Below are 20,131 nucleotides of genomic sequence, written 5' to 3'. Positions count from 1 at the left end.
TGCGTGACAGGCAGGCATGTTAACCGCTACACCACGGGACCATTTGGTTGCGGGGGCAGGATTTGAACCTGCGACCTTTGGGTTATGAGCCCAACGAGCTACCGAACTGCTCCACCCCGCGACAATAATATGTAGACTATTTTTTCGTAGTCATTTTAAAACAACATCTTCGTTGTACTAACACCATAAAGGATAAATCTTTCAAAGACATTTTTTATCTTATCCCTAGTTAACTCTTGTATTAGTGTAACACAGTTATTATCTAACTATAACTTTTCAGATTAATTGTTTTTTAAGAGTTGGTGACCCCTACGGGATTCGAACCCGTGTTACCGCCGTGAAAGGGCGGTGTCTTAACCGCTTGACCAAGGGGCCATGAATGGCTCCGAAGGTAGGACTCGAACCTACGACCATCGCATTAACAGTGCGGTGCTCTACCACTGAGCTACTTCGGAATGACACTTAAGTACTTGTCGACTTTTTCTATTATAAAGAGATCTAAGGGAATCGTCAATACCTTTTTCATTTAAATTCAACATTTATTTTCCCCAGCTAAAAAACTTGTTCAAATTGCATCAAAAAAGAGAGCCATTCATAACTGAATCGCTCTCTCTACTTAAGAATTTATTATTGCGCTGTTAGTTTTCCAGAACAACGACCACACCTGTAACGCTCCGTATTCATACGAATCTTCCGCCTGTAATTCATTTTACATGCAACACATTGGTACACATACAACTTGGCTGCGGACTTCTTTCTTTTATCTTCCAGTAAAGAACAAAAGCGCGGCGAACCGGTTTCCTTTAGTAATTCCCTGAAGTCCTGATCTCGATGCTTATAGCCTCTTCCTTCTATATGAAGGTGATAATGACATAGTTCATGTTTGATAATGCCTTCGAGTTCCTCATAACCAAATTTCTCATAAGAGCTTGGATTGATTTCAATATTATGAGAACGCAGTAGGTATCTCCCCCCTGTCGTTCGAAGCCTAAAATTAAAAACACCTTCGTGTTGGAAAGGCTTATGAAAACTAGTCAGCGAGATTTCCTTAATCAATCTCGTCAATTCTTCGTTCGTCATGTTAACTCCCCTATTGTTCTAGATTAAAGGATTTGCTCTTTTGGCTGTAGCATCGTCAAAGCAATGCGCCCTTTGTCTTTCTCTACTTTTTCTACCCAAGCAGTGACAATGTCTCCGACCGCTACGACTTCTAACGGATGCTTAACAAATCCTTTTTTCAATTTCGAGATGTGCACTAACCCATCTTGCTTCACACCAATGTCAACAAACGCTCCAAAGTCGACTACGTTCCGGACCGTCCCCTGCACTTCCATCCCCGGCAACAAATCTTCCATTTTCAAAATATCATTTTTCAATAAAGGTTGTGGGAATTCATCACGCGGATCACGGAATGGTTTTTTCAACGCATCCAAAATATCTTTCAACGTAATTTCTCCGACACTCCACTCTGCACTCAACTCGCTTAGCTCGAGTGCTTCAAGTTTTTCTGAGAGTCCTGCTTTTCCGACAGACTTCTTGTCTTCACCTACTAATTTCAGTAACTTTTCTGCGATGTCATAACTCTCGGGATGGATGCCCGTTGCATCCAGTGGATTCTTTCCTTCCGGAATCCGCAAAAATCCAATTGCCTGTTCATACGTTTTCGCACCTAGACGCGGAATTTTTTTCAATTGTGCTCGCGAAGTAAAGCGCCCGTTCTCATCTCGCACCTTGATGACATTTTCCGCAACGGTTTTACTTAGGCCTGCTACATAGTGCAACAAAGAAGAAGAAGCCGAGTTGACATTGACCCCAACTTGGTTAACCGCCGTCTCAACAACAAAAGTTAACTGGTCCGCTAATTTCTTTTGAGAAACATCGTGCTGGTATTGTCCAACCCCCACCGCTTTTGGATCAATCTTTACCAACTCCGAGAGTGGATCTTGTAGACGGCGTGCAATCGAAGCCGCACTCCGCTCTTCCACTTTTAAGTCTGGAAACTCTGCTCGTGCAATGTCAGATGCCGAATAAACACTAGCTCCTGCTTCATTTACAATCACGTAAGAGATATCTGCCGAAGTTTCCGACAAAAAGTCCGCAACAAATTGTTCTGTTTCTCGTGATGCAGTACCGTTACCAATTGCCATAATTTCAATTGGGTATTTAGCTGTTAAGCGTTCCATCATTTTCTTCGAGCCAGCTAGATCTGATTTGGGTGGATGCGGATAAATCACTGCCACTTCTAACAGCTTGCCTGTTTCATCAATGACTGCAAGCTTGCAGCCTGTCCGATAAGCTGGGTCCACTCCTAAAACCATTTTGTTTTTCATCGGTGGCTGCAGTAAAAGATTCCGCAGATTTTCCGAAAAAATATGAATGGCTTGTGCTTCTCCTTTTTCACTTAGTTCAGTTCGAATTTCCCGCTCAACAGAGGGTTGGATCAATCGTTTGTAGCTGTCTTCAATCGCTCCGGCTATCACATCTGTTGTTGAACGCGTTTGCTTTATCCAATTATTTTTCATCAAAGTCACGATGCGATCCACAGGCGGATTAATGGAAACTTTTAGAACGTCTTCTTTTTCTCCTCGATTAATCGCTAAAATTCGATGCGGCACAATTTTTTGGATAGCTTCTTCGTATTCGTAATACATTTGGAAGACTTGCTTGTCGTCTTCGTGATTTTTTTTGGCTACGGTGGCGATGGTTCCATCTTTTCGTGTCATATAACGAATTTTTTCTCGGATATCAGGATCGTCAGCAAATAATTCCGCTAGAATATCCTGTGCTCCTTGAATTGCCTCTTCAGTCGAAGCGACATCTGCCTGTACATCGACAAATTCCTTAGCCTTTTCAGTCACTGTTTCATCGCCAGGCTCTAGTAACCAATCCGCTAACGGCTGCAACCCTTTTTCTTTTGCAATAGTCGCTTTTGTCCGGCGTTTTTGTTTGTATGGACGATATAAATCTTCTAGCCGCTGCAACACAGTGGCATTGTGAATCGCTTTTTCCAGTTCTTCTGTTAGTTTTTCCTGTTCTGATATCGAACGAATTACTTCTATTTTCCGTTGCTCTAAATTCTGAATGTATGTATACCGGTCATCAATCGCTTTAATCTGGACTTCATCCAAAGATCCGGTTGCTTCTTTTCGGTAACGTGCAATAAAAGGTACGGTGTTGCCATCTTCGATTAATGCGATAACTTGTGCGACTTGATCTTTTCGCACGCCCGTTTCTTTTGCAATTAATGCATGAATTTGTTGCGCTTCCATCTGGACACTCCCCTTCAATTCTTTCTTATTTTAACACATTCAGAAAAGAGCAGCCTACGACGTCCCTATTCCTTGTTCAAGATCGTCCATATAAAAAAGAAGCCAACTCATTTGAGTAGGCTTCCTGTTATGAATGTAGCATCATCACCCGTTTGGATGGATTCTAGAATATCACGATACAATTGCTCTGGAACTGAAGCTTTTCGCATCATAGCTTTTGGGTTTCTTAAATCCACCCCATCAGAGTGAATCAAGAACAGATCGTTCTCTACATACGTATACAGTTGAGTACGTAATTTTTGCGGACGTCCTGACAGATAACCCATCACTGGCAATGGATAGATAATTTCATCTGTTGCTTTGCGATATACATAAAACCGAATATTGCCGACGCAGCTATATTCAAGCGTTTTTTTCTTGAAATCAACTTTAAAAATAGCAACAGCAGCACCACGCTTTTGAAGCATTAATCCATTAAAACGATACATCAATTGATCGATCGTTTCATGATGAAACTCTCTTAAAATCTGAGGGATGACCTGAGACGATTCACGCGCAATTGGCCCACTCCCTAATCCATCAGCTACGGAGCAAATAAAATAATCATCTGTTAAGACCGTATGGTAGCTGTCACCAGATTCATAATTCCCTTTTTTTGCTTCGTTGAAAATAAAAGCATTCACAAGATTATGCTGAATGCTCTCCACTACAAAACTCCGCCCGCTGCTAAGATAGCTTCTTGGAGTTTTTTAATAGCTTTTCTCTGTAACCGGGAAACGTGCATTTGAGAAATACCAAGCTTGTCTCCGGCTTGTTTTTGGCTCAGCTGCTCTATGTAAGTGAATTGGATGATTTGCTTTTCTCGCTCAGAAAGCACGTTCATCGCTTCAGCTACAAGCATCCGCTGATCCACTTTCTCGTAACCATCGTCTTCCTGGCCTACTACATCAAATAATGTGACGGTACTACCGTCTGAATCCGCCTCTAAAGAGTGGTCCATCGAAAGTGCTTGATAGCTTTTACCCATTTCCATTGCTTCTAAAATGTCATCTTCTTCAACATCCAGGTATTCGGCAATTTCCCACACTTGCGGCGAACGTTGAAGCTCTCTTGTTAACACCTCAACCGTCGCTTTAATACGGGGCCCTAATTCTTTTATCCGTCGTGGAACATGGATTGCCCAAGTCTTATCACGCAAAAATCGTTTAATTTCTCCGATAATTGTAGGCACAGCAAAAGCCTCAAAGCTACGACCAAATGATGGATCGTACCGTCTGATAGCCCCTAAAAGTCCAAGCATGCCTACTTGCGCAATATCTTCGTGATACGATTTCCCATTTGAGTACTTTCGCGCAATGGATTCAACAAGGCGCTTATAATTTAGCACCAAATTTGTTTGGGCTTCTTCATCTTCCGTCTTTTGGTAAGCTTCAATCCAATCAAGCACCTGCTCTTTAGTAGGTTGATTAGGATGAGACTGTTTCGACATCCTTTTCCACCTGCTCTCCTTCAACATGCTTTGTCATAAAGATTGTTACTCCTTCTTGATGATGAACTTTAACTTCATCCATTAATGTTTCGATTAAATACAAGCCGAGGCCTCCTTCACGGAGAAAAGCACCTTCTTCTTGGTCGTGATATGGACCAACTTTTGCTTTTGTTTCTTCAAAATTAAAGCTTTTGCCGTGGTCTGCTACCATAATCTCAATTTTATCTTCATACAATGCACATCCGATAACCACTTCACCTTGCTCATCTTCTGCATAAGCATGCTGAACTGCATTTGTTACGGCTTCACTTGCAGCGATTTTTAAATCTTCAATATCGTCAAAAGAAAAACCAACACGGCTAGCTAAACCTGAAATGGTAAGTCGTGCAACTCCAACATATTGTGATTTGGCAGGAACGCGCATTTCTACGTAATCAAAAGGACGCATGCTAGTTCCCACCCTTCTCTGCAGATTCGATATCCATAATGTCACCGAGACCTGTAATGTCAAACAGTCGTTTTAGTCGTGCTGAAAGTCCTTTTAACTTTACATGTCCGCCATTTGAATTAATTGATTTATAAAAAGCGACAAAAACTCCAAGTCCTGTACTGTCCATATAATTAACGTCGGAAAGATCCAACTCTGCTTTTAATCCTTGGTGATTCTGGTAAGTTTCTAATTTTCCACGTAAAACTGGTGCAGTGTGCGCATCAATTTCTCCGCCGATAAATCCTTCAAGAACATTATTCGATTCAGTTAAATCTACTTGAATATTCATTGTGATTTGACACCCCGTTTTTTTAAAATTCAATTTCACTAAAAAAAGTCTATTCTAAGCATTAATACCACAATTAGTTGGCAGGTAAACCTGTCGTTAAACTTTTTTATAAATTACTAGCGTGAAATCGTCTTGGAATTGCGCATTTTGCATCTTTTCAAGCTCGTCGTAAACATATTGCACAATGGCTTGTGCCGATTCTGTTTTTTTATGCTCAATTAACTCATAAATAACTTCGCGTTCGATAAAGCCTTCTTCATTTCGGCCTTCAGTTACTCCGTCTGTCATCATGATGACCAAGTCACCATTTTCTAAATCGACTGTATGTTCTTCGTAGACCGCGGCGGGGGATACCCCTAACAGTAGACCTTTTGCATATAACTCCGTAAATTCATTGTCTTTTGCACGATATAAAATAGCGGGTTCATGTCCTGCTGAGCCATAAGTTAAACGTGCTCGTTTAGCATCGTAGTTCCCATAAAACATAGAAACGAACATCGAGTCATCAATACTTTTTTCAACAATTCGATTAATGACACTTAATACGTCTTTGGGTAGCGCATGTGCACTGTTCAAACTATCCATACCAAATTTAATCATAGACATGCAAAGAGCAGCCGGAAGGCCTTTGCCGATTACATCCGCAACTGCCACCCCAGCATAGCCTTCTTGGTCACTAACAAAATAAATATAATCCCCGTTCATTTTTCGCGCAGGGATCGAAAGAAGGCCGATATCCAAACCTTCTAATAAAGGTAATTTAGTTTTCAGCAAGGTTTCTTGGACATTTGCTGCCAAATCCATTTCTACTTTTAGCTCTTCCTGTTGTTTGATAAGACTCTGTCGTTCTTGAAGTGCCAATCCGTAATTGATCATCATTTCAATCAAAAAATCAAATGAATGCCAGACTATATCTGGCAATTCACCATAAAGTTCTTGAATTGCTACTTTATGCATACTGATCACTTCTTCAGGAGCGATATTCTCCAAGATGAGCTGTCGGCTAAAATTTTGGCCGACATACAAATTTTGTTCTGTTTGTTTTTTCATGTATTCATTTAAAATCTCTTTATATTGATTCTCGATTTCCTGAACCATTGGGTGTTCCCCCTAACGAAGCCACTTAGTAGCTCGTATATCTGTGCCTTCACCTATACTAGTTTCAATTTTAAAATCATCCATTAACCGCTTAACGCCTGGAAGTCCTGCTCCCAATCCGCCAGAAGTTGTAAAACCATCTTCCATCACTTGACGGATATCCGGAATCCCTGGACCATTGTCTGCAGCAATAATCAAAATGCCTTTAAGGCCATTTTGGGTTAATTGTTGAATTTCGATCCTGCCTTTTCCAGCATATAAATAAATATTGCGCGCAAGCTCGCTGATAGCCGTTGTAATACGGGCCTGGTCAACCGTGCCAAAGCCAAGCTCTTTCGCTACATTGCGTCCGAGTTGTCGTGCAGCAACAATATCCCATTCTGTTAAAATTTCAACTGAGGACTCACCGTTCATTGTTAAGCCTCCAATTCCAATTGAAGTTTATCCAAACCATTTTCTAAATCTAGCGCTGTCATAACATCTTCAAGTCGAATTCCCAACTCGATTAAAGTGATAGCAACTGCTGGTTGGATACCGGTAATAACTACTCTGGCCCCCATCAAACTCGACATACTGATGACATCCCCCAGAACTTTCGCAATAAATGAATCGATAAAATCAATCGACGTCAAATCGATGACGACACCACGTGCACTTGTTTCATGTAATTTCGCCAATAAGTCTTCTTGAAATTGAAGAGCCGTTTGGTCATCAAGTTCCCATTGAATCGAGACGATTAATGTATCTCTTAACTTTAAAATTGGAATTCTAAAATTCATCAGTCTTCAACCTCCACAATTTTTCGATTCGTCCAAGCTAACGCCTGTTCTACGCCTCGCTGTAAAGTACTCGTTGTCGTAAAGTCGTTCAAATTAATGCCGAGCGTAACAATTGTCTGGGCAATTTCAGGACGAATTCCGACGAGCATACATTTCGCGCCTACTAAACGTACAGCATCTGCTGCTTGAATAATATGATGTGCGACCATGGTGTCTACTACTGGAACGCCAGTAATATCGAGCAATACAACTTCTGCACGATGCTTCACGACACCTTCCAATAAGTTCTCCATAATCAACTTTGCTCGCTCTGTATCTATTGTGCCTACTAGCGGCATGACTGACACTTTATCGAACACAGGAATTAATGATGCCGACAATTCTTGCAACGCAATTTTTTGCAAGCTTACCGTACGTTCCCATGTTTTTGAGTAGGCTTGAATAGTACTTTCACGAATTGGTGATATCCACTTAGAGAATTCTTCTATATAAGCAGCCAGATTACCTTCATGGATGATTTCTTCTTTTGTTAAGTCTTCGTAAACAATTTCAGCAAAATGATTGATTGCCTTCGTAACAAATGTGATAGACCAACCAAGACGCACAACTTTCTCAGCAAAATCGTTTACACGACTTTCATAAGCTTGATGGCTTTCCAGTAAATTAGAAATCATTAGTTCTGCGAATTCTTGGCTCGTTTGATTCATTAGTTCTTCAGGCATCAACTGAAAAGAACGTTCGTTTTTTTCATCTTTCATTTTTTCTTGCCATTTTGAAACGATTTCGGTTAAGTTGCCCTGTATATATTGAGCCATTTGTTTATTCATATAGATTGAAAACCCTCCCTGTGACACTATGTATCGCTAATTTTATCTGCTACTCTTTATTGTATCGGAAATTCGTTTTTTTCACATCTTTTTTGTCAGTAAGGTTACTTGTTTAAAAAAACACCTCGAGAAAGATTCTCGAGGTGCCTTTAAAAGAATATGTATGCTTAAAATTTAACAAGACCTACGCTGATTTCTAATGCTTCGTCTACTTTTTCCATCAAAGTGTCGTCAAGCTGCGTAATTTTGTCGGTCAGTCGCGACTTGTCAATGGTTCGCAATTGTTCTAGCAAAATAACGGAATCGCGCTCAAAGCCGTATTTCTTGGCGTTGATTTCTACATGAGTCGGTAATTTGGCTTTTTGAATTTGCGCCGTGATTGCTGCAATAATAACAGTGGGACTAAAACGATTCCCTATATCGTTTTGAATCACCAGTACAGGTCGGGTCCCACCCTGCTCAGACCCGACGACTGGCGATAATTCCGCAAAAAAAACATCTCCGCGTTTTACAATCAAGTTGTCACCCTCCGCTTACGAGTCGGACAGTCATATGCTCCGCTTCATACTCAGCGTGAGAACATTCACAAGCAATCGATAGATTGATTTGAGACATCTCCACGTAGCCTTTGATCATCGCTTCTCGAATATGATATGAGTCATACAGATTTTTTGTCACCCGGCTTGTGGAAACATAAATATAATCTCCACTTTCTTGGACATGCTCATTTGAATGAGTTGTCAACTCTGAAATAAATTGCTTTGGCATTTTCACAACCACTTCTTTTGTCTTTGACTTCTCGTACACAGCCGACACCTCCGAAAATCCCGTTCTTCTGTCTTCGTCTGCTTCATCTTACCATTTTATCAAGCTTGTGAAAAGACAAATCGGAAACCTCCTCGCTTTCGGAGTAAACACGCGGTACTCGTTTTGTTAAGATACAAGGAATTTCATATGGAATTGTCTTCAGTCTATCAGCCCACTCATCAATAAAAATTTGCTGCTCTCCTTGACGTCCAATCAACTGGACTTTTTCACCCACAGGCACCTTTTTAGAAAGTCGAATCATACATTGATCCATACAAATCCGCCCAATAATCGGAGTACGTTGTCCGTTTACTAACACATCCTGCCCTTGTAGTCCTCGCAACATGCCATCTGCATAACCAATTGGAATCGTTCCAACCCACTCGTCTCGTGCCGCACGGTAAGTCGCTCCGTAACTTAACGCTTCTCCAGCTTTTACTTTTTTCACATGAACAATTTCTGTTTCCAGGCTCAGTGCAGGATACAAATGAAATTCCATTTCCTGACCGACGTACGGAGAAGGCGCAATGCCGTACAACGAAATTCCTACGCGCACCGCGTCACTCGTCAACTCTGGATGCATGATGGCGGCTGCACTATTGGATACATGGACCATCACAGACGGGTCTTCCAATTGTTTAATGACACTATTCATGGCGTGAACCTGTTGGTTAAATAGAGAAGAATCCTCTTCGTCTGCAGTTGCGAAATGCGTAAAGATCCCGTTAAAACTAAAGTCGTGATCCGCAATAATGCCTAGCGCCTGATCTACTTCATCCAGTTGAATACCAATGCGTCTCATCCCGGTATCGACTTTCAAGTGAATTTTTAGCATCTCTAACTTCTCTTCCAAATGACTCGCAGCCATCGATAACCAATCAAGAGAAATAGCTGTCACAATAATATTGCGCTGTTGCGCAACCCGAATAAATTTGGCAGGTGTCGCACCTAGTACCAGTAACTCCGTTTCAATGCCTTGGTCGCGCAGGAAAAGAGCTTCGTCTGGTGTTGCAACTGCTAGCATATCGACACCCGTTTCGATAACTGCCTTTGCCACCGCTAAAACCCCATGTCCGTAAGCATCTGCTTTTACCACTGCAATCACTTTCGCATCTCCACTTTTTTCTTGAAACACGGTTAAATTTTTTTTGATTGCTTCTAGACTAATGACCGCTTTTGTCGGTCGATACTGTTCTGTCATGTTGACACCACCCAGTTAAATTGTTTGTAGAAGAACTTGTGCCGCTGCAAATTCTTTGGAATGAGTAATCGATACTAGACCCGTTTCCATATGCTTGAAATAAATAGACGGCTTGCCTTTAGCATCTTTTCTAATTTCAATATCTTGAAAAGAACAGGCACCACCAATTCCAGTGCCTTTAGCTTTAGAAAATGCTTCTTTAGCCGCAAAGCGCCCTGCTAAAAACTCTGCTTTTCTCGTTTCTGTTAACCGACTGTATTCAGCCTGTTCAAATTCAGTTAATACACGTTCGCGAAATTTTGGTGACTTGGCATCTATTCGTCGAATTCGCGACAATTCAACGATATCTATCCCAATTCCTGTAATCATAAATGTTTCTCCTTTCAATCACAAACCAGTAACAGGTATAATTAAATGTATGAAATAGAGGTGACAAAATGTTTATTCGAACAGAAAGCTTTAAGCAATACTTGCGGCTATATCCGGTCGTTTCTACTTTGATCACGCTTAATTTATTGGTCTATGTACTGGGTTTATTGCCTTTACTCGGTGATTGGCTTTACTTTTATGGCGTTGGATCCAACTTTTACATTGCTGAAGGTCAGTGGTGGCGATTCATTACACCCATGTTTTTACATGGAGGATTGATGCATCTCCTGTTTAACATGTTCTCCTTGTTCTTGTTCGGACCTGAATTAGAACGTTTGACTGGAAAAGTTCGTTTCATTACAATCTACCTGTTGGCAGGATTTTTCGCTTCTGCGGCTACTTACTTTTTACAGCCGCTCGATTACGCACATGTCGGAGCGAGTGGTGCGATTTTTGGAGTCTTTGGTGCATTTGGCGCATTGGTGTATTACGGAGGACGTGCTTTACCGCAACTCAAACAAATTATACTCCCTATTATCGTCATTAGTATAGTCATGACTTTCCTGACGCCAAACGTTAACGTAACAGCCCACATCGCCGGAATGATTACCGGGTTCCTTATTGGACTCAGCTACTTCCACCCTAAACGAATTGTTAGCTGGCGAGCTAAAAAATAAAAACAGCCGGAATATTACATTCCGGCTGTTTTTTTGGACTTCTTTACTCTTCAACCTCTTTTGTTCCAGATGGTTCATACCAAGACAAAATCCGACTTGCGTCTTCTTTTTCCATGTGGGCAATCGTTGCAGTAGCTCCTGCCATACCCGCTTTAATCGTTGCATGAATCGATGCAATTCCTTTACGACGCTGGAAATAGCTTTGCGTCACTTGAATAACTTGAATCCTTTTTTTCAAAATATAATAGCGATTTTTACTAAGCCCTCTAAATTGCATCGTTAGTTGCTTTTCAGCTAACGAATAGCCGACCGTCCTGTGCTGCCAAACTCCAGAGATGACAATAATCGGCACAACAAAAAACGTTAGCAATCCATATGGATAGAAAAAATAACCTAAAGCGACAATCCCAGGAAACAGCCAAACTAAATTCAGGCGATAGAAAAAGTGAATGCTGCGTTTCGGCGCCTTAACCAATTCCGGTGTCCATTGCAGTTCCGGAAACAGCTCTGTTAGTATAGGTCGCATCCGACTCACTTTCACTAACGGAAACAGACGAATTTTTTCATCCTTATCGCCAACTGAGCCACCTGCACTTTCAACTACGACCGTCGCATATCCAAAAAGCTCACGCAAAGGATTCTGACTCACTTTAATTCCTTGAACTCGCTTTAACGGAATTGAAATTTTCTTTTTCTCTAATAATCCTCTAGTAATATAAATATGGTCTTCATCGCGTTGAAGGCTAAATTGGTAATTTGCGACAATTGTCATAATTACGGAAATAATCCATGCAATCAATAAGATAAAAAAGAGTGTTAACGCAACAATCAATACACCAAAACGCAAAAATAGCATGACTTCTTCATAAATGGCATCATACGGTATAAACTCAGAAAATTGGGAAAGAAAAATTGCGACTGCTGAAATGACTACGCCAATTCCGCCGGAAGTCGTTGCAAGAATCATTAATTCTTTTATAGACATGCGATAAAGTTCTGTAGTCACTTTTTTAGCAGGGACTTCCACATATTCTATCGGTCCCATTTCTGAAAAAACTTCTTCTGTAGGATGTTGCTTAGCTTTTTCTATTTCATTTTCGATACGATCTGCATCTTCTCGCGAAATTGCTGTTAGTTCAGCTTCGGCCTGCCCCACTTTTCCTGAGCCTGCTGTTTCTACTTTCACTTTTACTAACCCAAATGGCCGATGAAAAATTCCTTCTGTATAATTTAGACTTTGAATCCGTTCGAACGGAATATACCTCTTTTTCTTTACAAATAGGCCATACTCAATCCGTAATTCTCCATCCTCGAACCAATACACAAAACGCTTCCACTTAATAATTCCACCAACTAACAGAAAAATTAACACAACGCTTCCTATTAATACCGGAATTAACCCCTGCCATCCTTGATTGAACATCGAGCTAATTCCACCGTCTCTGAATAGATTGACTCCAAAAATAATAATAAACGGTAGGATTAATTCCTTTAATCCTTTAATGAAATTTAAAAAAGCAGAAATGGGATGCAGTTTATAGCGTTCTTTAGACATCATCTTCCGCCACCCTTGCTAAACTAGAAATTCTAGCTCTTAGTTCATCAGCCTCCGCCGTTATCAATGCCGGAATTGTATGAGTGGTTGCCGCTGTCGAAATCGAAATTTGTGCCAAATCATATTTTCGTAAAATTGGTCCTTGCTCAGTATCTACGTGCTGGACACGAACCATGGGTACTAATGTACGGGTCACAATGAACAAGCCATGCTGTAATTCAATTTCCTGTTCTCGCACTTCATAACGCCAGCGCTGCCAACGAATCTTCGGAAATAAGTAAATGAGCAAAAAGCCAAACAGCAAAATAACCGCACCGTAAACAGCATATAACCATTGTGGCCAATCAAAGAAATACGTTAACACACCTGCCCCAATAGCAACCAGCGCAATAACCGTAGTTTCCATACTGCCGTAAACACGCCAAACCGTTAAGCCTTTTCTTGAAATTTGATTTTTGGGCTGATTTTCCATTTATTTCTCTCCAATCGCTTCTTTATCAGTATACGAGTTACTTATTCAGACGTTTCATTCCATTGTACATGATATGTAGACAGCAAAAAAGAACGTACGCCAAACAGTTTCCTGTTCGGCATACGTCCTTTGAATTAATCGGTATTAAGATTCGCTACGACGAGTCGTACGTCCTGGACGTCCGCCGCCAGTTGCACTTCCGCCTTCACGACGACGGCTTGCGCCTGAGCTTGCTCCACGGCTTGATGATGGACGAGCTGAACCTGATGAACGATTACCTTTGTAACCGCCGCCTCCAGAACTGCGTCCGCCGCCGCCTTTACCTTTATATCCGCCGCCTCCACGTGATGGCAAAGGACGTTCTTCGGAAATTGATACTGGAACATCTTCCGGTTCTTTAGTCATTGTTTTAAGAGCTGCTGCAATCAAGTCAACCGCATCATGCTTTTCAAGCATTTGCGCCGCGAATTCACGGTAATCGCCAAGATTGTTTTTCTCTGTCATTTCAAACAATTGTTCCATCGCAACGCGTTTTTGACCAAGTACAGCCTCGTTCGCAGTTGGAGGAATTAAAGCTTCCATTTTTTTCTTCGTAGTGCGTTCAACAATGCCCAAGTAGCCCATTTCACGTGGTGTTACAAACGTTACTGCGACTCCTTTTTTACCTGCACGACCCGTACGGCCGATACGGTGAACATAGCTTTCAGGATCTTGTGGAATATCAAAGTTGTATACGTGTGACACGCCTGAGATATCAAGTCCGCGAGCTGCTACATCTGTTGCTACCAAGATATCGATTTTGCCGGCTTTAAACTGTTTTAAAACAGACATACGTTTTGCTTGGCTCAAGTCACCATGAATTCCTTCAGCAAGGTAGCCGCGGATATTCAAAGCTTTAGCTAATTCATCAACACGGCGTTTTGTGCGTCCGAAAACGATCGCAAGTTCCGGTTGTTGAACATTCAAAAGACGTGAAAGGAAATCAAATTTCTCGCGCTCTACAGACTTCACGTAGAACTGCTCAATGTTTTCAACAGTCATTTCTTTTGATTTGATTTTAACGATTTCTGGAGTTTTCATGAACTTCTCTGCAATGCGACGGATTGCATCCGGCATAGTTGCTGAGAACAACAATGTCTGACGAGTATCAGGAACACTTGCCATAATTGTTTGAATGTCTTCGATAAAGCCCATGTTCAACATTTCGTCTGCTTCATCAAGGATTAATGTGTTTACATTGTCCAATTTAAGCGTACGACGGTTGATATGGTCTAATAGACGTCCTGGAGTACCAACGATAATTTGCGGACGGTTTTTAAGTGCACGGATTTGTCGGCTAATTTCTTGGCCGCCGTATACTGAAAGAATACGTACGTTTTTATCTTGTCCCAATCTGTAAAGTTCTTCAGAAACCTGGATTGCCAATTCGCGTGTTGGTGCGATGATTAATCCTTGAACGTTACCGTCTTTAGTGTCGATTTTTTCAATCAAAGGAATACCGAAAGCTGTAGTTTTACCAGTACCAGTTTGCGCTTGTCCAATAATGTCTTTACCTTCCATTCCAAGACGGATTGTTCCCTCTTGAATTGGTGTTGCTTCTTCAAACCCCATACGTTTTACGGACTTTAAAGTTGTTTCGCTAATATTTAACTCTGAAAATTTTACCAAATTTTTCAATCTCCTTTTGTCTTCATCTGATTTACAAATGGTGTACATTTTAGATGAATTCGTGACAAGGGCGAGCCTTTATGAGGAAGTTTCACGTCGAAAATCATACTCTGTAGTTTTAAGTCAGAGGGGATGTGTGAACAGGAAAAGCTCGGGCTTTGCCGAGCGGTCTGATCGGCGGGCGTTTGATGCCCTATCTATAGAACAAACCGTTTTGCTCAAAAAAATACTCTTCACGGGGAAGAGTTTCTCAAAAATGTATCCATTGCTTTCAAAAGAATAACATGTATTTTTTTTATTTGCAATCAATACGCAAAGGTTCCAATAATCAGTTTACTCTAGTCCTCTGTTCATAAACTCAAAAACGTCCTCGAACCACTCTTCTCGATCTTCGCTATAGCAGATTAAATGTTTGCCAAGCTCCGAACGAATCATCTGTTTTTCAACTGCCCCAATATGGTTATAGATAAAGTCCGCGGCCGAAGCAGGCACGATGCTATCCCTGTTACCTTGGACAATACAAACAGGCACAGTAATCTTAGAATAATAAGGTTCTACCATTTTGACTACTCGCAAAAATTCAATAGCCGAGCTGACAGGTGTATTCGTCAGTTTGTATTGGTAAAGATGCAAAGGTGCATTTTCTGCTATTTTTCCAGATACTATATCTTTTAATGCCTCTTGCACTTCTTTAAGAATCTGTACTGGGCTAATGTATTTAGCAGCAGCACTTAATAGTACAAGCCGGTCGATCTTATAGCGCATGGCCAAATACATAGCAATCAAACCACCCATCGAAAATCCGACAACAATGATGTGATCCGCTGATTTTTTTAGCCTTTTTAAGGCTAATTCCGCTTCCATCATCCAACTTTCTGCCGACATTCTCTTTAGCGCTAGTTTTTCACCGTGCCCTGGCAGTGTCGGTATTTCTACAATCCAGTCGGTTTGTTCGTTTAAAAAATCAACAAAAGGCTCAACTTCAAACGGTCCTCCTGTAAAGCCGTGTATACAAAGAACACCAGTTTTCAATCCACTCGCCTCTTCTCACCACTTAACAACGTGGTATTTCAAACATCACCGTCAATTGCACTTTTCCACAACTACGCTGTGACGAAAGGTTCGATAATGTTTTCTAAAGCCATCCCCCGAGAACCTTTTACCAAGATAACGGAGTCTTTATTTGTATAAGTTTGCAACAGCTTGATAATCGGTTCATATTCCGTTTCGCTCCATAATAGCTTGCCTGCATAACTCGGCTGCAACTTATCGTAAAGCCACTTCATACGAGGACCATATAGACAAACGCCTGCTAAATTATCCGAAATGTACTTACTAAGTGCTTCGTGATAGTTTTGCTCATTGTCTCCAAGTTCAAGCATATCCCCTAGCACTACCCACTTTTTGTCTTTCATTGTCGTTTCACGAATAAAATTTAGCGCTGCAGTCATTGATGACGGAGCTGCATTGTAAGCGTCGTTAATAAACATCGCACCGTTATCTGCTTGAATCATCTGCATCCGCATATCGGTCAGTGCTGCATCTTTTAAAGATTTACGGATTTGCTCTTCCGATAAGCCTGCTTCGAGTGCAACCAAAATAGCGGCAAGCGTATTTTTCACTTGATGCTCCCCTAAAACTGGAATAGTGAATGCAGCGTCTATAATCCCACTAACCATAAAGCTGCTGCCATCTTCAGTAGCTTTAATATCTGTCACTGTCAACTCATTGTTGTCGTCGAATCCAAAAGAAACACCTTGTGGAAAAGTTTCCATAAAGGGTTGCAATAGAGGCTCATCGCCATCATAGAAAAGCTTGCCATGCTGTTGTAAACCTGCAGTAATTTCGAATTTCGCTTCGGCGATAGCTTCACGAGATCCAAGGTCTTGCAAATGTGCTTCGCCTATATTGGTGATAATGGCATAATCGGGACGCGCTAATTCTGACAAAAACTCAATTTGTCCTTTGCCGCTCATTCCCATTTCGAGGACAGCAACTTTCGTATCTTCTTCTAGAGACAAAATGGTTAGAGGCAAACCTAGCTGATTATTAAAGTTACCTGGCGTTTTCTGCACTTTAAAATAAGGCTTTAAGACACTTGCTACCAGATCCTTTGTCGAAGTTTTACCATTTGAACCGGTGATTCCAATCACAATCGCTGACAATTCATCGCGGTACGTACGAGCCATCTCTTGCAAAGCTACTTCGCAATCGTCCACAAATAGCAACGGTAAATCTTCTGGTGCTCCTGGCTCATCGCGCTGCCATAAAGAAGCTACCGCACCTAATTCGATAGCTGAACGGACGTACTTATGTCCATTTACTTTTTCTCCACGAAAAGGGATGAACAAATCACCCGGCTCGAGCGTTCTCGTGTTAATTGAGACCCCTGTAACGTCGAAGCCCTTTAAATTAGTTTTGATGTCTAGCCATTTGGCTACTTGTTCAATCTTTTTTTTCATTTGGTTTCTCCACTCAGTCTATTTTAACTTGCAGTAATTGTTTTTCTTCGTGCCGTTCGATTGCTAAAGCGATAAGGCGTTCAATTAACTTCGGATAAGGCAAACCAGTATGTTCCCACAGTAACGGGAACATACTGTAAGGTGTAAAGCCTGGTAATGTATTCACTTCGTTAATTAGAATTTCACTATCCACTGTGACAAAAAAATCTGCTCGGACAAGCCCAGAACAGTCCAGTATTTTAAAGGCTTTCTTAGCATCTGTTTCTAGTCTTGCATAAACCGATTCGTCTAATTCAGCCGGAATAATCATGGCTGTATTGCCGTCTTTGTACTTCGCCTGGTAATCATAAAAAGCTTTTAATGGCTTAATTTCACCTGCTACTGAACAAGCTGGTTCGTCATTTCCGAGAACGCCAACTTCGATTTCACGAGCTTCCACTCCTTGTTCAATGACGATTTTGCGATCAAATTTCAATGCTTCTTTTACGGCTAAAATTAGTTCTTCGCGATTGTCAGCCTTGCTGATTCCTACACTTGATCCTAAATTAGCAGGTTTCACAAAAAGCGGCCATACAAGTTCTGATTCTATTTTATCCAACCAAAAACCTTGGTTCTGATCCCAGTCTCTTCTTATAAAATACACATAAGGCGTTTGTTTTAAACCTGCCTGCTCAAATAATTGCTTCATTACGACTTTGTCCATACCTGCAGAAGATGCCAGTACACCATTCCCAACATATGGGATATTCATCACTTCAAGAAGACCTTGAACCGTTCCATCTTCGCCATTTGGTCCATGCAACAAGGGAATAATAACGTCCAGCACGTCACTACTTTGTGATGGAAGAAATCCAGAAATATCATTGGGTTTCGAAGATTCTCCAGGCAATTGAAGCTGTTCAATTGTTTTTACTGCGCCTTCAAGACGATCCCCTTTTCTCCACTCGCCGTCTTGCGTGATATAAATTGGGTAAATTTCATATGCTTCAAAATCTATTGCATTTGTAACTGCTAAGGCTGTAGACAGAGAAACTTCATGCTCTGCCGATTTGCCTCCATATAATAAACCGACTCGTTTTTTCATCCAAGAGACCTCATTTCGTTATCCATATTTCTTAGTTTATCACGAACCTGCAGTGACTAATATTTTTTTCATGTCAGCCACCGAAAATTTTCAGGCCAATGACTCCTGCTAAAATACAGGATAGAAAAAATATTTTTGCTAGTTGCTTGCTTTCTTTGAAAAATAGCATACCGACTAGAACGCTTCCTGCAGCACCGATGCCTGTCCATACAGCATAGCCTGTTCCAAGCGCAATTGTTGTTAACGCCAGTGACAGCAAATAAAAGCTAAGCGCGCCGCACAAAATCGTTAGCGCTGTGTACCGTTTTATCTTAAAGCCGTTGGATAGTTTCATAGTAGTGACAAACGCCACTTCAAACAATCCCGCAATTATTAATATCAGCCAATCCATCATGACTGCACGCCCTTACTCGAAGTTTCTTTCCCGTCTAAAACTTTTAACCCAATTATCCCAACTAGCAATAAACTTAAAAAGAACAGCTTTTCTAAACTAGCGTTTTCATTAAATAAAACGATACCTAAAATGGCTGTACCTGCAGCACCAATACCAGTAAATACTGCATAAGCCGTACCGATTGGAATTGTTTTCATCGCAATCGCAAACAACATAAAGCTGATGACGATAAAAACAAATGTTATAAGTGAAGGAACTAAGTTCGTAAAGCCTTCAGCAAACTTCAAGCCGATTGCCCATAAAATTTCTGTAATTCCCGCAATCATGAGATAAATCCAGGCCATGTAATTCCCTTCTTTCTTTTTACACTTGCTCAGTTGGAGTAGAGCATCGATTCAAAAAAATGATACCTGCTGACAGGTATCATTTCCACGTTTTTTGTTTTCTATCGTAGATAATCTTACGTGAAACCCCTTGTTTTGTATATTCTTCAATGTCGGACCAAAATTCATCCAAAAATGAAATCTCTTCTACTGGACGAATGTGCAATTCAATCGTGTTTTTCGTTTTTTCGGGGTCTGCCAATGAAATGAGTACGCCTTCACGATAATTCTTTTTCAAGGATTGAAGAATTTCAGCAGGCAACTCTGGGATTAAGTCTTTTGCTTTACGTCGCCAAAAGTTCTGTCCGTTCTCTTCTCGCCGAATTAAATACGTAAAGTAATTTCCGACCAGCTCATTCAGGCGCTCTAATTTGCGGAAGTAAATTTTTGTGGTTTCTTCTTCTTCACTCGATAAATAGACAAATTCATTTTGAAGAGTTAAATAAAACGGTGTCTTGAGCGGCTCTTTTTTGTGGCCAATATACAGCAATTCGGCTTGTTCTTGAGGCGTCAAAGAATTTAATTGCTTTTCACTCCTAAAATCAATCCAACAAAATTCACTTTTCTTATTTGCACGCGCTCTTCTCAACTGACCAAACTCTTCTTGTGTAGCAAACTCCATATGGGTATGCATATTAAAAGATGCATCTTCATAGGGATGCTTTAATAATAGAAGATTTTTAGGCAATTTCATAGCATCCAAAAAATGGGCAAAAGTCAGTCCGCTGAATAAGGCAAATTGATCAGATTCGTTCAAGTATATATATAAATGCTGTATGTAGACGTCCGCGTTCAACGGTTTTCTCTCCATTTCCTCC

Annotated in this window: 24 protein-coding genes and 3 tRNA genes; 1 reads left to right on the top strand and 26 read right to left on the bottom strand. The window is 40.9% G+C overall.

Annotated features, from left to right (window positions below):
* Positions 1-44: 44 nt before the first annotated feature.
* The 17 genes from QMF37_RS14265 to acpS form a co-directional block, all read right to left on the bottom strand.
* A tRNA-Met gene (locus QMF37_RS14265) sits at positions 45-121 on the bottom strand.
* Positions 122-300: 179 nt separating this feature from the next.
* Positions 301-375 (bottom strand) — tRNA-Glu (locus QMF37_RS14260).
* A 5-nt stretch (positions 376-380) separates the two neighbouring features.
* Positions 381-455 (bottom strand) — tRNA-Asn (locus tag QMF37_RS14255).
* 172 nt (positions 456-627) lie between these two features.
* Complete coding sequence (locus QMF37_RS14250) at positions 628-1,080, bottom strand: SprT family protein (RefSeq protein ID WP_078080122.1); 453 nt, start codon at positions 1,078-1,080, stop codon at positions 628-630.
* A 23-nt stretch (positions 1,081-1,103) separates the two neighbouring features.
* A complete protein-coding gene (locus QMF37_RS14245; RefSeq protein WP_078080121.1) occupies positions 1,104-3,269 on the bottom strand; it encodes a Tex family protein in 2,166 nt (721 codons plus the stop codon).
* A gap of 107 nt (positions 3,270-3,376) precedes the next feature.
* Positions 3,377-3,976, bottom strand: coding sequence for a PP2C family serine/threonine-protein phosphatase (locus QMF37_RS14240; protein WP_058386370.1), 600 nt, complete (start codon positions 3,974-3,976; stop codon positions 3,377-3,379).
* On the bottom strand, positions 3,976-4,758 hold the full coding sequence (gene sigB, locus QMF37_RS14235) for an RNA polymerase sigma factor SigB (RefSeq protein WP_058386371.1): 783 nt from the start codon (positions 4,756-4,758) through the stop codon (positions 3,976-3,978). The genes QMF37_RS14240 and sigB overlap by 1 nt, the downstream gene beginning before the upstream one ends.
* Complete coding sequence (gene rsbW / locus QMF37_RS14230) at positions 4,736-5,206, bottom strand: anti-sigma B factor RsbW (RefSeq protein WP_071153546.1); 471 nt, start codon at positions 5,204-5,206, stop codon at positions 4,736-4,738. Before rsbW ends, sigB begins: the two co-directional genes overlap by 23 nt.
* A gap of 1 nt (position 5,207) precedes the next feature.
* Positions 5,208-5,537, bottom strand: coding sequence for an anti-sigma factor antagonist (locus QMF37_RS14225; protein WP_078080120.1), 330 nt, complete (start codon positions 5,535-5,537; stop codon positions 5,208-5,210).
* A gap of 96 nt (positions 5,538-5,633) precedes the next feature.
* The gene (locus QMF37_RS14220) at positions 5,634-6,635 is read right to left on the bottom strand and encodes a PP2C family protein-serine/threonine phosphatase (protein ID WP_078080119.1); all 1,002 of its coding nucleotides are present in this window, start codon (positions 6,633-6,635) and stop codon (positions 5,634-5,636) included.
* A gap of 12 nt (positions 6,636-6,647) precedes the next feature.
* Positions 6,648-7,049, bottom strand: coding sequence for an anti-sigma regulatory factor (locus QMF37_RS14215; RefSeq protein WP_058386375.1), 402 nt, complete (start codon positions 7,047-7,049; stop codon positions 6,648-6,650).
* Positions 7,050-7,051: 2 nt separating this feature from the next.
* Positions 7,052-7,414, bottom strand: a complete 363-nt coding sequence (locus QMF37_RS14210; protein WP_006830185.1) for an STAS domain-containing protein — start codon at positions 7,412-7,414, stop codon at positions 7,052-7,054.
* A complete protein-coding gene (locus QMF37_RS14205) occupies positions 7,414-8,241 on the bottom strand; it encodes an RsbT co-antagonist protein RsbRA (RefSeq protein ID WP_071153533.1) in 828 nt (275 codons plus the stop codon). Before QMF37_RS14205 ends, QMF37_RS14210 begins: the two co-directional genes overlap by 1 nt.
* Before the next feature lie 167 nt (positions 8,242-8,408).
* Entirely contained in the window at positions 8,409-8,759 is a 351-nt protein-coding gene (locus QMF37_RS14200; RefSeq protein ID WP_008432415.1) for a type II toxin-antitoxin system PemK/MazF family toxin, read from the bottom strand.
* A gap of 4 nt (positions 8,760-8,763) precedes the next feature.
* Positions 8,764-9,048, bottom strand: coding sequence for a hypothetical protein (locus tag QMF37_RS14195; RefSeq protein WP_058386377.1), 285 nt, complete (start codon positions 9,046-9,048; stop codon positions 8,764-8,766).
* Positions 9,049-9,091: 43 nt separating this feature from the next.
* A complete protein-coding gene (gene alr, locus QMF37_RS14190) occupies positions 9,092-10,249 on the bottom strand; it encodes an alanine racemase (RefSeq protein ID WP_283478613.1) in 1,158 nt (385 codons plus the stop codon).
* Between the two features lie 15 nt (positions 10,250-10,264).
* Positions 10,265-10,618 (bottom strand): holo-ACP synthase, encoded by a 354-nt coding sequence (gene acpS, locus QMF37_RS14185; protein ID WP_058386379.1) that lies wholly within the window; start codon positions 10,616-10,618, stop codon positions 10,265-10,267.
* A 68-nt stretch (positions 10,619-10,686) separates the two neighbouring features.
* Between acpS and QMF37_RS14180 the strand changes: the two genes are divergently transcribed.
* Positions 10,687-11,295 carry a rhomboid family intramembrane serine protease gene (locus tag QMF37_RS14180; RefSeq protein WP_283478612.1) on the top strand — a complete coding sequence of 203 codons (609 nt, stop codon included), beginning with the start codon at positions 10,687-10,689 and terminating at the stop codon, positions 11,293-11,295.
* Between the two features lie 43 nt (positions 11,296-11,338).
* On the opposite strand, the gene QMF37_RS14175 is transcribed toward QMF37_RS14180, so the two are convergent.
* The 9 genes from QMF37_RS14175 to QMF37_RS14135 all read right to left on the bottom strand — a co-directional run bounded on the left by QMF37_RS14175 (position 11,339) and on the right by QMF37_RS14135 (position 20,124).
* Positions 11,339-12,850 (bottom strand): PH domain-containing protein, encoded by a 1,512-nt coding sequence (locus QMF37_RS14175; protein ID WP_283478616.1) that lies wholly within the window; start codon positions 12,848-12,850, stop codon positions 11,339-11,341.
* Entirely contained in the window at positions 12,843-13,322 is a 480-nt protein-coding gene (locus tag QMF37_RS14170; RefSeq protein ID WP_071153531.1) for a PH domain-containing protein, read from the bottom strand. The genes QMF37_RS14175 and QMF37_RS14170 overlap by 8 nt, the downstream gene beginning before the upstream one ends.
* Positions 13,323-13,466: 144 nt before the next feature.
* Positions 13,467-14,990 (bottom strand): degradosome RNA helicase CshA, encoded by a 1,524-nt coding sequence (cshA, locus tag QMF37_RS14165; protein ID WP_143039510.1) that lies wholly within the window; start codon positions 14,988-14,990, stop codon positions 13,467-13,469.
* Positions 14,991-15,323: 333 nt separating this feature from the next.
* Positions 15,324-16,022, bottom strand: a complete 699-nt coding sequence (locus tag QMF37_RS14160) for an alpha/beta hydrolase (RefSeq protein WP_283478611.1) — start codon at positions 16,020-16,022, stop codon at positions 15,324-15,326.
* Between the two features lie 71 nt (positions 16,023-16,093).
* Positions 16,094-17,452 carry a UDP-N-acetylmuramoyl-tripeptide--D-alanyl-D-alanine ligase gene (locus tag QMF37_RS14155; protein ID WP_283478609.1) on the bottom strand — a complete coding sequence of 453 codons (1,359 nt, stop codon included), beginning with the start codon at positions 17,450-17,452 and terminating at the stop codon, positions 16,094-16,096.
* Between the two features lie 13 nt (positions 17,453-17,465).
* Complete coding sequence (locus QMF37_RS14150) at positions 17,466-18,536, bottom strand: D-alanine--D-alanine ligase (RefSeq protein ID WP_071153529.1); 1,071 nt, start codon at positions 18,534-18,536, stop codon at positions 17,466-17,468.
* Positions 18,537-18,609: 73 nt separating this feature from the next.
* Positions 18,610-18,927, bottom strand: coding sequence for a DMT family transporter (locus QMF37_RS14145; RefSeq protein WP_071153544.1), 318 nt, complete (start codon positions 18,925-18,927; stop codon positions 18,610-18,612).
* The gene (gene sugE, locus QMF37_RS14140; protein WP_071153528.1) at positions 18,927-19,274 is read right to left on the bottom strand and encodes a quaternary ammonium compound efflux SMR transporter SugE; all 348 of its coding nucleotides are present in this window, start codon (positions 19,272-19,274) and stop codon (positions 18,927-18,929) included. The genes QMF37_RS14145 and sugE overlap by 1 nt, the downstream gene beginning before the upstream one ends.
* 79 nt (positions 19,275-19,353) lie before the next feature.
* A complete protein-coding gene (locus tag QMF37_RS14135) occupies positions 19,354-20,124 on the bottom strand; it encodes a hypothetical protein (protein WP_283478607.1) in 771 nt (256 codons plus the stop codon).
* Positions 20,125-20,131: the final 7 nt, after the last annotated feature.

The sequence above is a fragment of the Planococcus sp. S3-L1 genome, from assembly GCF_030063085.1.
GTDB lineage: Bacteria > Bacillota > Bacilli > Bacillales_A > Planococcaceae > Planococcus > Planococcus kocurii.
This window is presented reverse-complemented; position numbering and strand designations above follow the sequence as displayed.

Excerpts from the sequence above, each read along its gene's own strand:
- QMF37_RS14250 (WP_078080122.1), bottom strand. The coding sequence starts at position 1,080 with ATGACGAACGAAGAATTGACGAGATTGATTAAGGAAATCTCGCTGACT.
- QMF37_RS14245 (WP_078080121.1), bottom strand. The coding sequence starts at position 3,269 with ATGGAAGCGCAACAAATTCATGCATTAATTGCAAAAGAAACGGGCGTG.
- sigB (WP_058386371.1), bottom strand. The coding sequence starts at position 4,758 with ATGTCGAAACAGTCTCATCCTAATCAACCTACTAAAGAGCAGGTGCTT.
- rsbW (WP_071153546.1), bottom strand. The coding sequence starts at position 5,206 with ATGCGTCCTTTTGATTACGTAGAAATGCGCGTTCCTGCCAAATCACAA.
- QMF37_RS14225 (WP_078080120.1), bottom strand. The coding sequence starts at position 5,537 with ATGAATATTCAAGTAGATTTAACTGAATCGAATAATGTTCTTGAAGGA.
- QMF37_RS14220 (WP_078080119.1), bottom strand. The coding sequence starts at position 6,635 with ATGGTTCAGGAAATCGAGAATCAATATAAAGAGATTTTAAATGAATAC.
- QMF37_RS14215 (WP_058386375.1), bottom strand. The coding sequence starts at position 7,049 with ATGAACGGTGAGTCCTCAGTTGAAATTTTAACAGAATGGGATATTGTT.
- QMF37_RS14210 (WP_006830185.1), bottom strand. The coding sequence starts at position 7,414 with ATGAATTTTAGAATTCCAATTTTAAAGTTAAGAGATACATTAATCGTC.
- QMF37_RS14205 (WP_071153533.1), bottom strand. The coding sequence starts at position 8,241 with ATGAATAAACAAATGGCTCAATATATACAGGGCAACTTAACCGAAATC.
- alr (WP_283478613.1), bottom strand. The coding sequence starts at position 10,249 with ATGACAGAACAGTATCGACCGACAAAAGCGGTCATTAGTCTAGAAGCA.
- acpS (WP_058386379.1), bottom strand. The coding sequence starts at position 10,618 with ATGATTACAGGAATTGGGATAGATATCGTTGAATTGTCGCGAATTCGA.
- QMF37_RS14180 (WP_283478612.1), top strand. The coding sequence starts at position 10,687 with ATGTTTATTCGAACAGAAAGCTTTAAGCAATACTTGCGGCTATATCCG.
- QMF37_RS14175 (WP_283478616.1), bottom strand. The coding sequence starts at position 12,850 with ATGTCTAAAGAACGCTATAAACTGCATCCCATTTCTGCTTTTTTAAAT.
- QMF37_RS14170 (WP_071153531.1), bottom strand. The coding sequence starts at position 13,322 with ATGGAAAATCAGCCCAAAAATCAAATTTCAAGAAAAGGCTTAACGGTT.
- QMF37_RS14155 (WP_283478609.1), bottom strand. The coding sequence starts at position 17,452 with ATGAAAAAAAAGATTGAACAAGTAGCCAAATGGCTAGACATCAAAACT.
- QMF37_RS14150 (WP_071153529.1), bottom strand. The coding sequence starts at position 18,536 with ATGAAAAAACGAGTCGGTTTATTATATGGAGGCAAATCGGCAGAGCAT.
- QMF37_RS14145 (WP_071153544.1), bottom strand. The coding sequence starts at position 18,927 with ATGGATTGGCTGATATTAATAATTGCGGGATTGTTTGAAGTGGCGTTT.
- sugE (WP_071153528.1), bottom strand. The coding sequence starts at position 19,274 with ATGGCCTGGATTTATCTCATGATTGCGGGAATTACAGAAATTTTATGG.
- QMF37_RS14135 (WP_283478607.1), bottom strand. The coding sequence starts at position 20,124 with ATGGAGAGAAAACCGTTGAACGCGGACGTCTACATACAGCATTTATAT.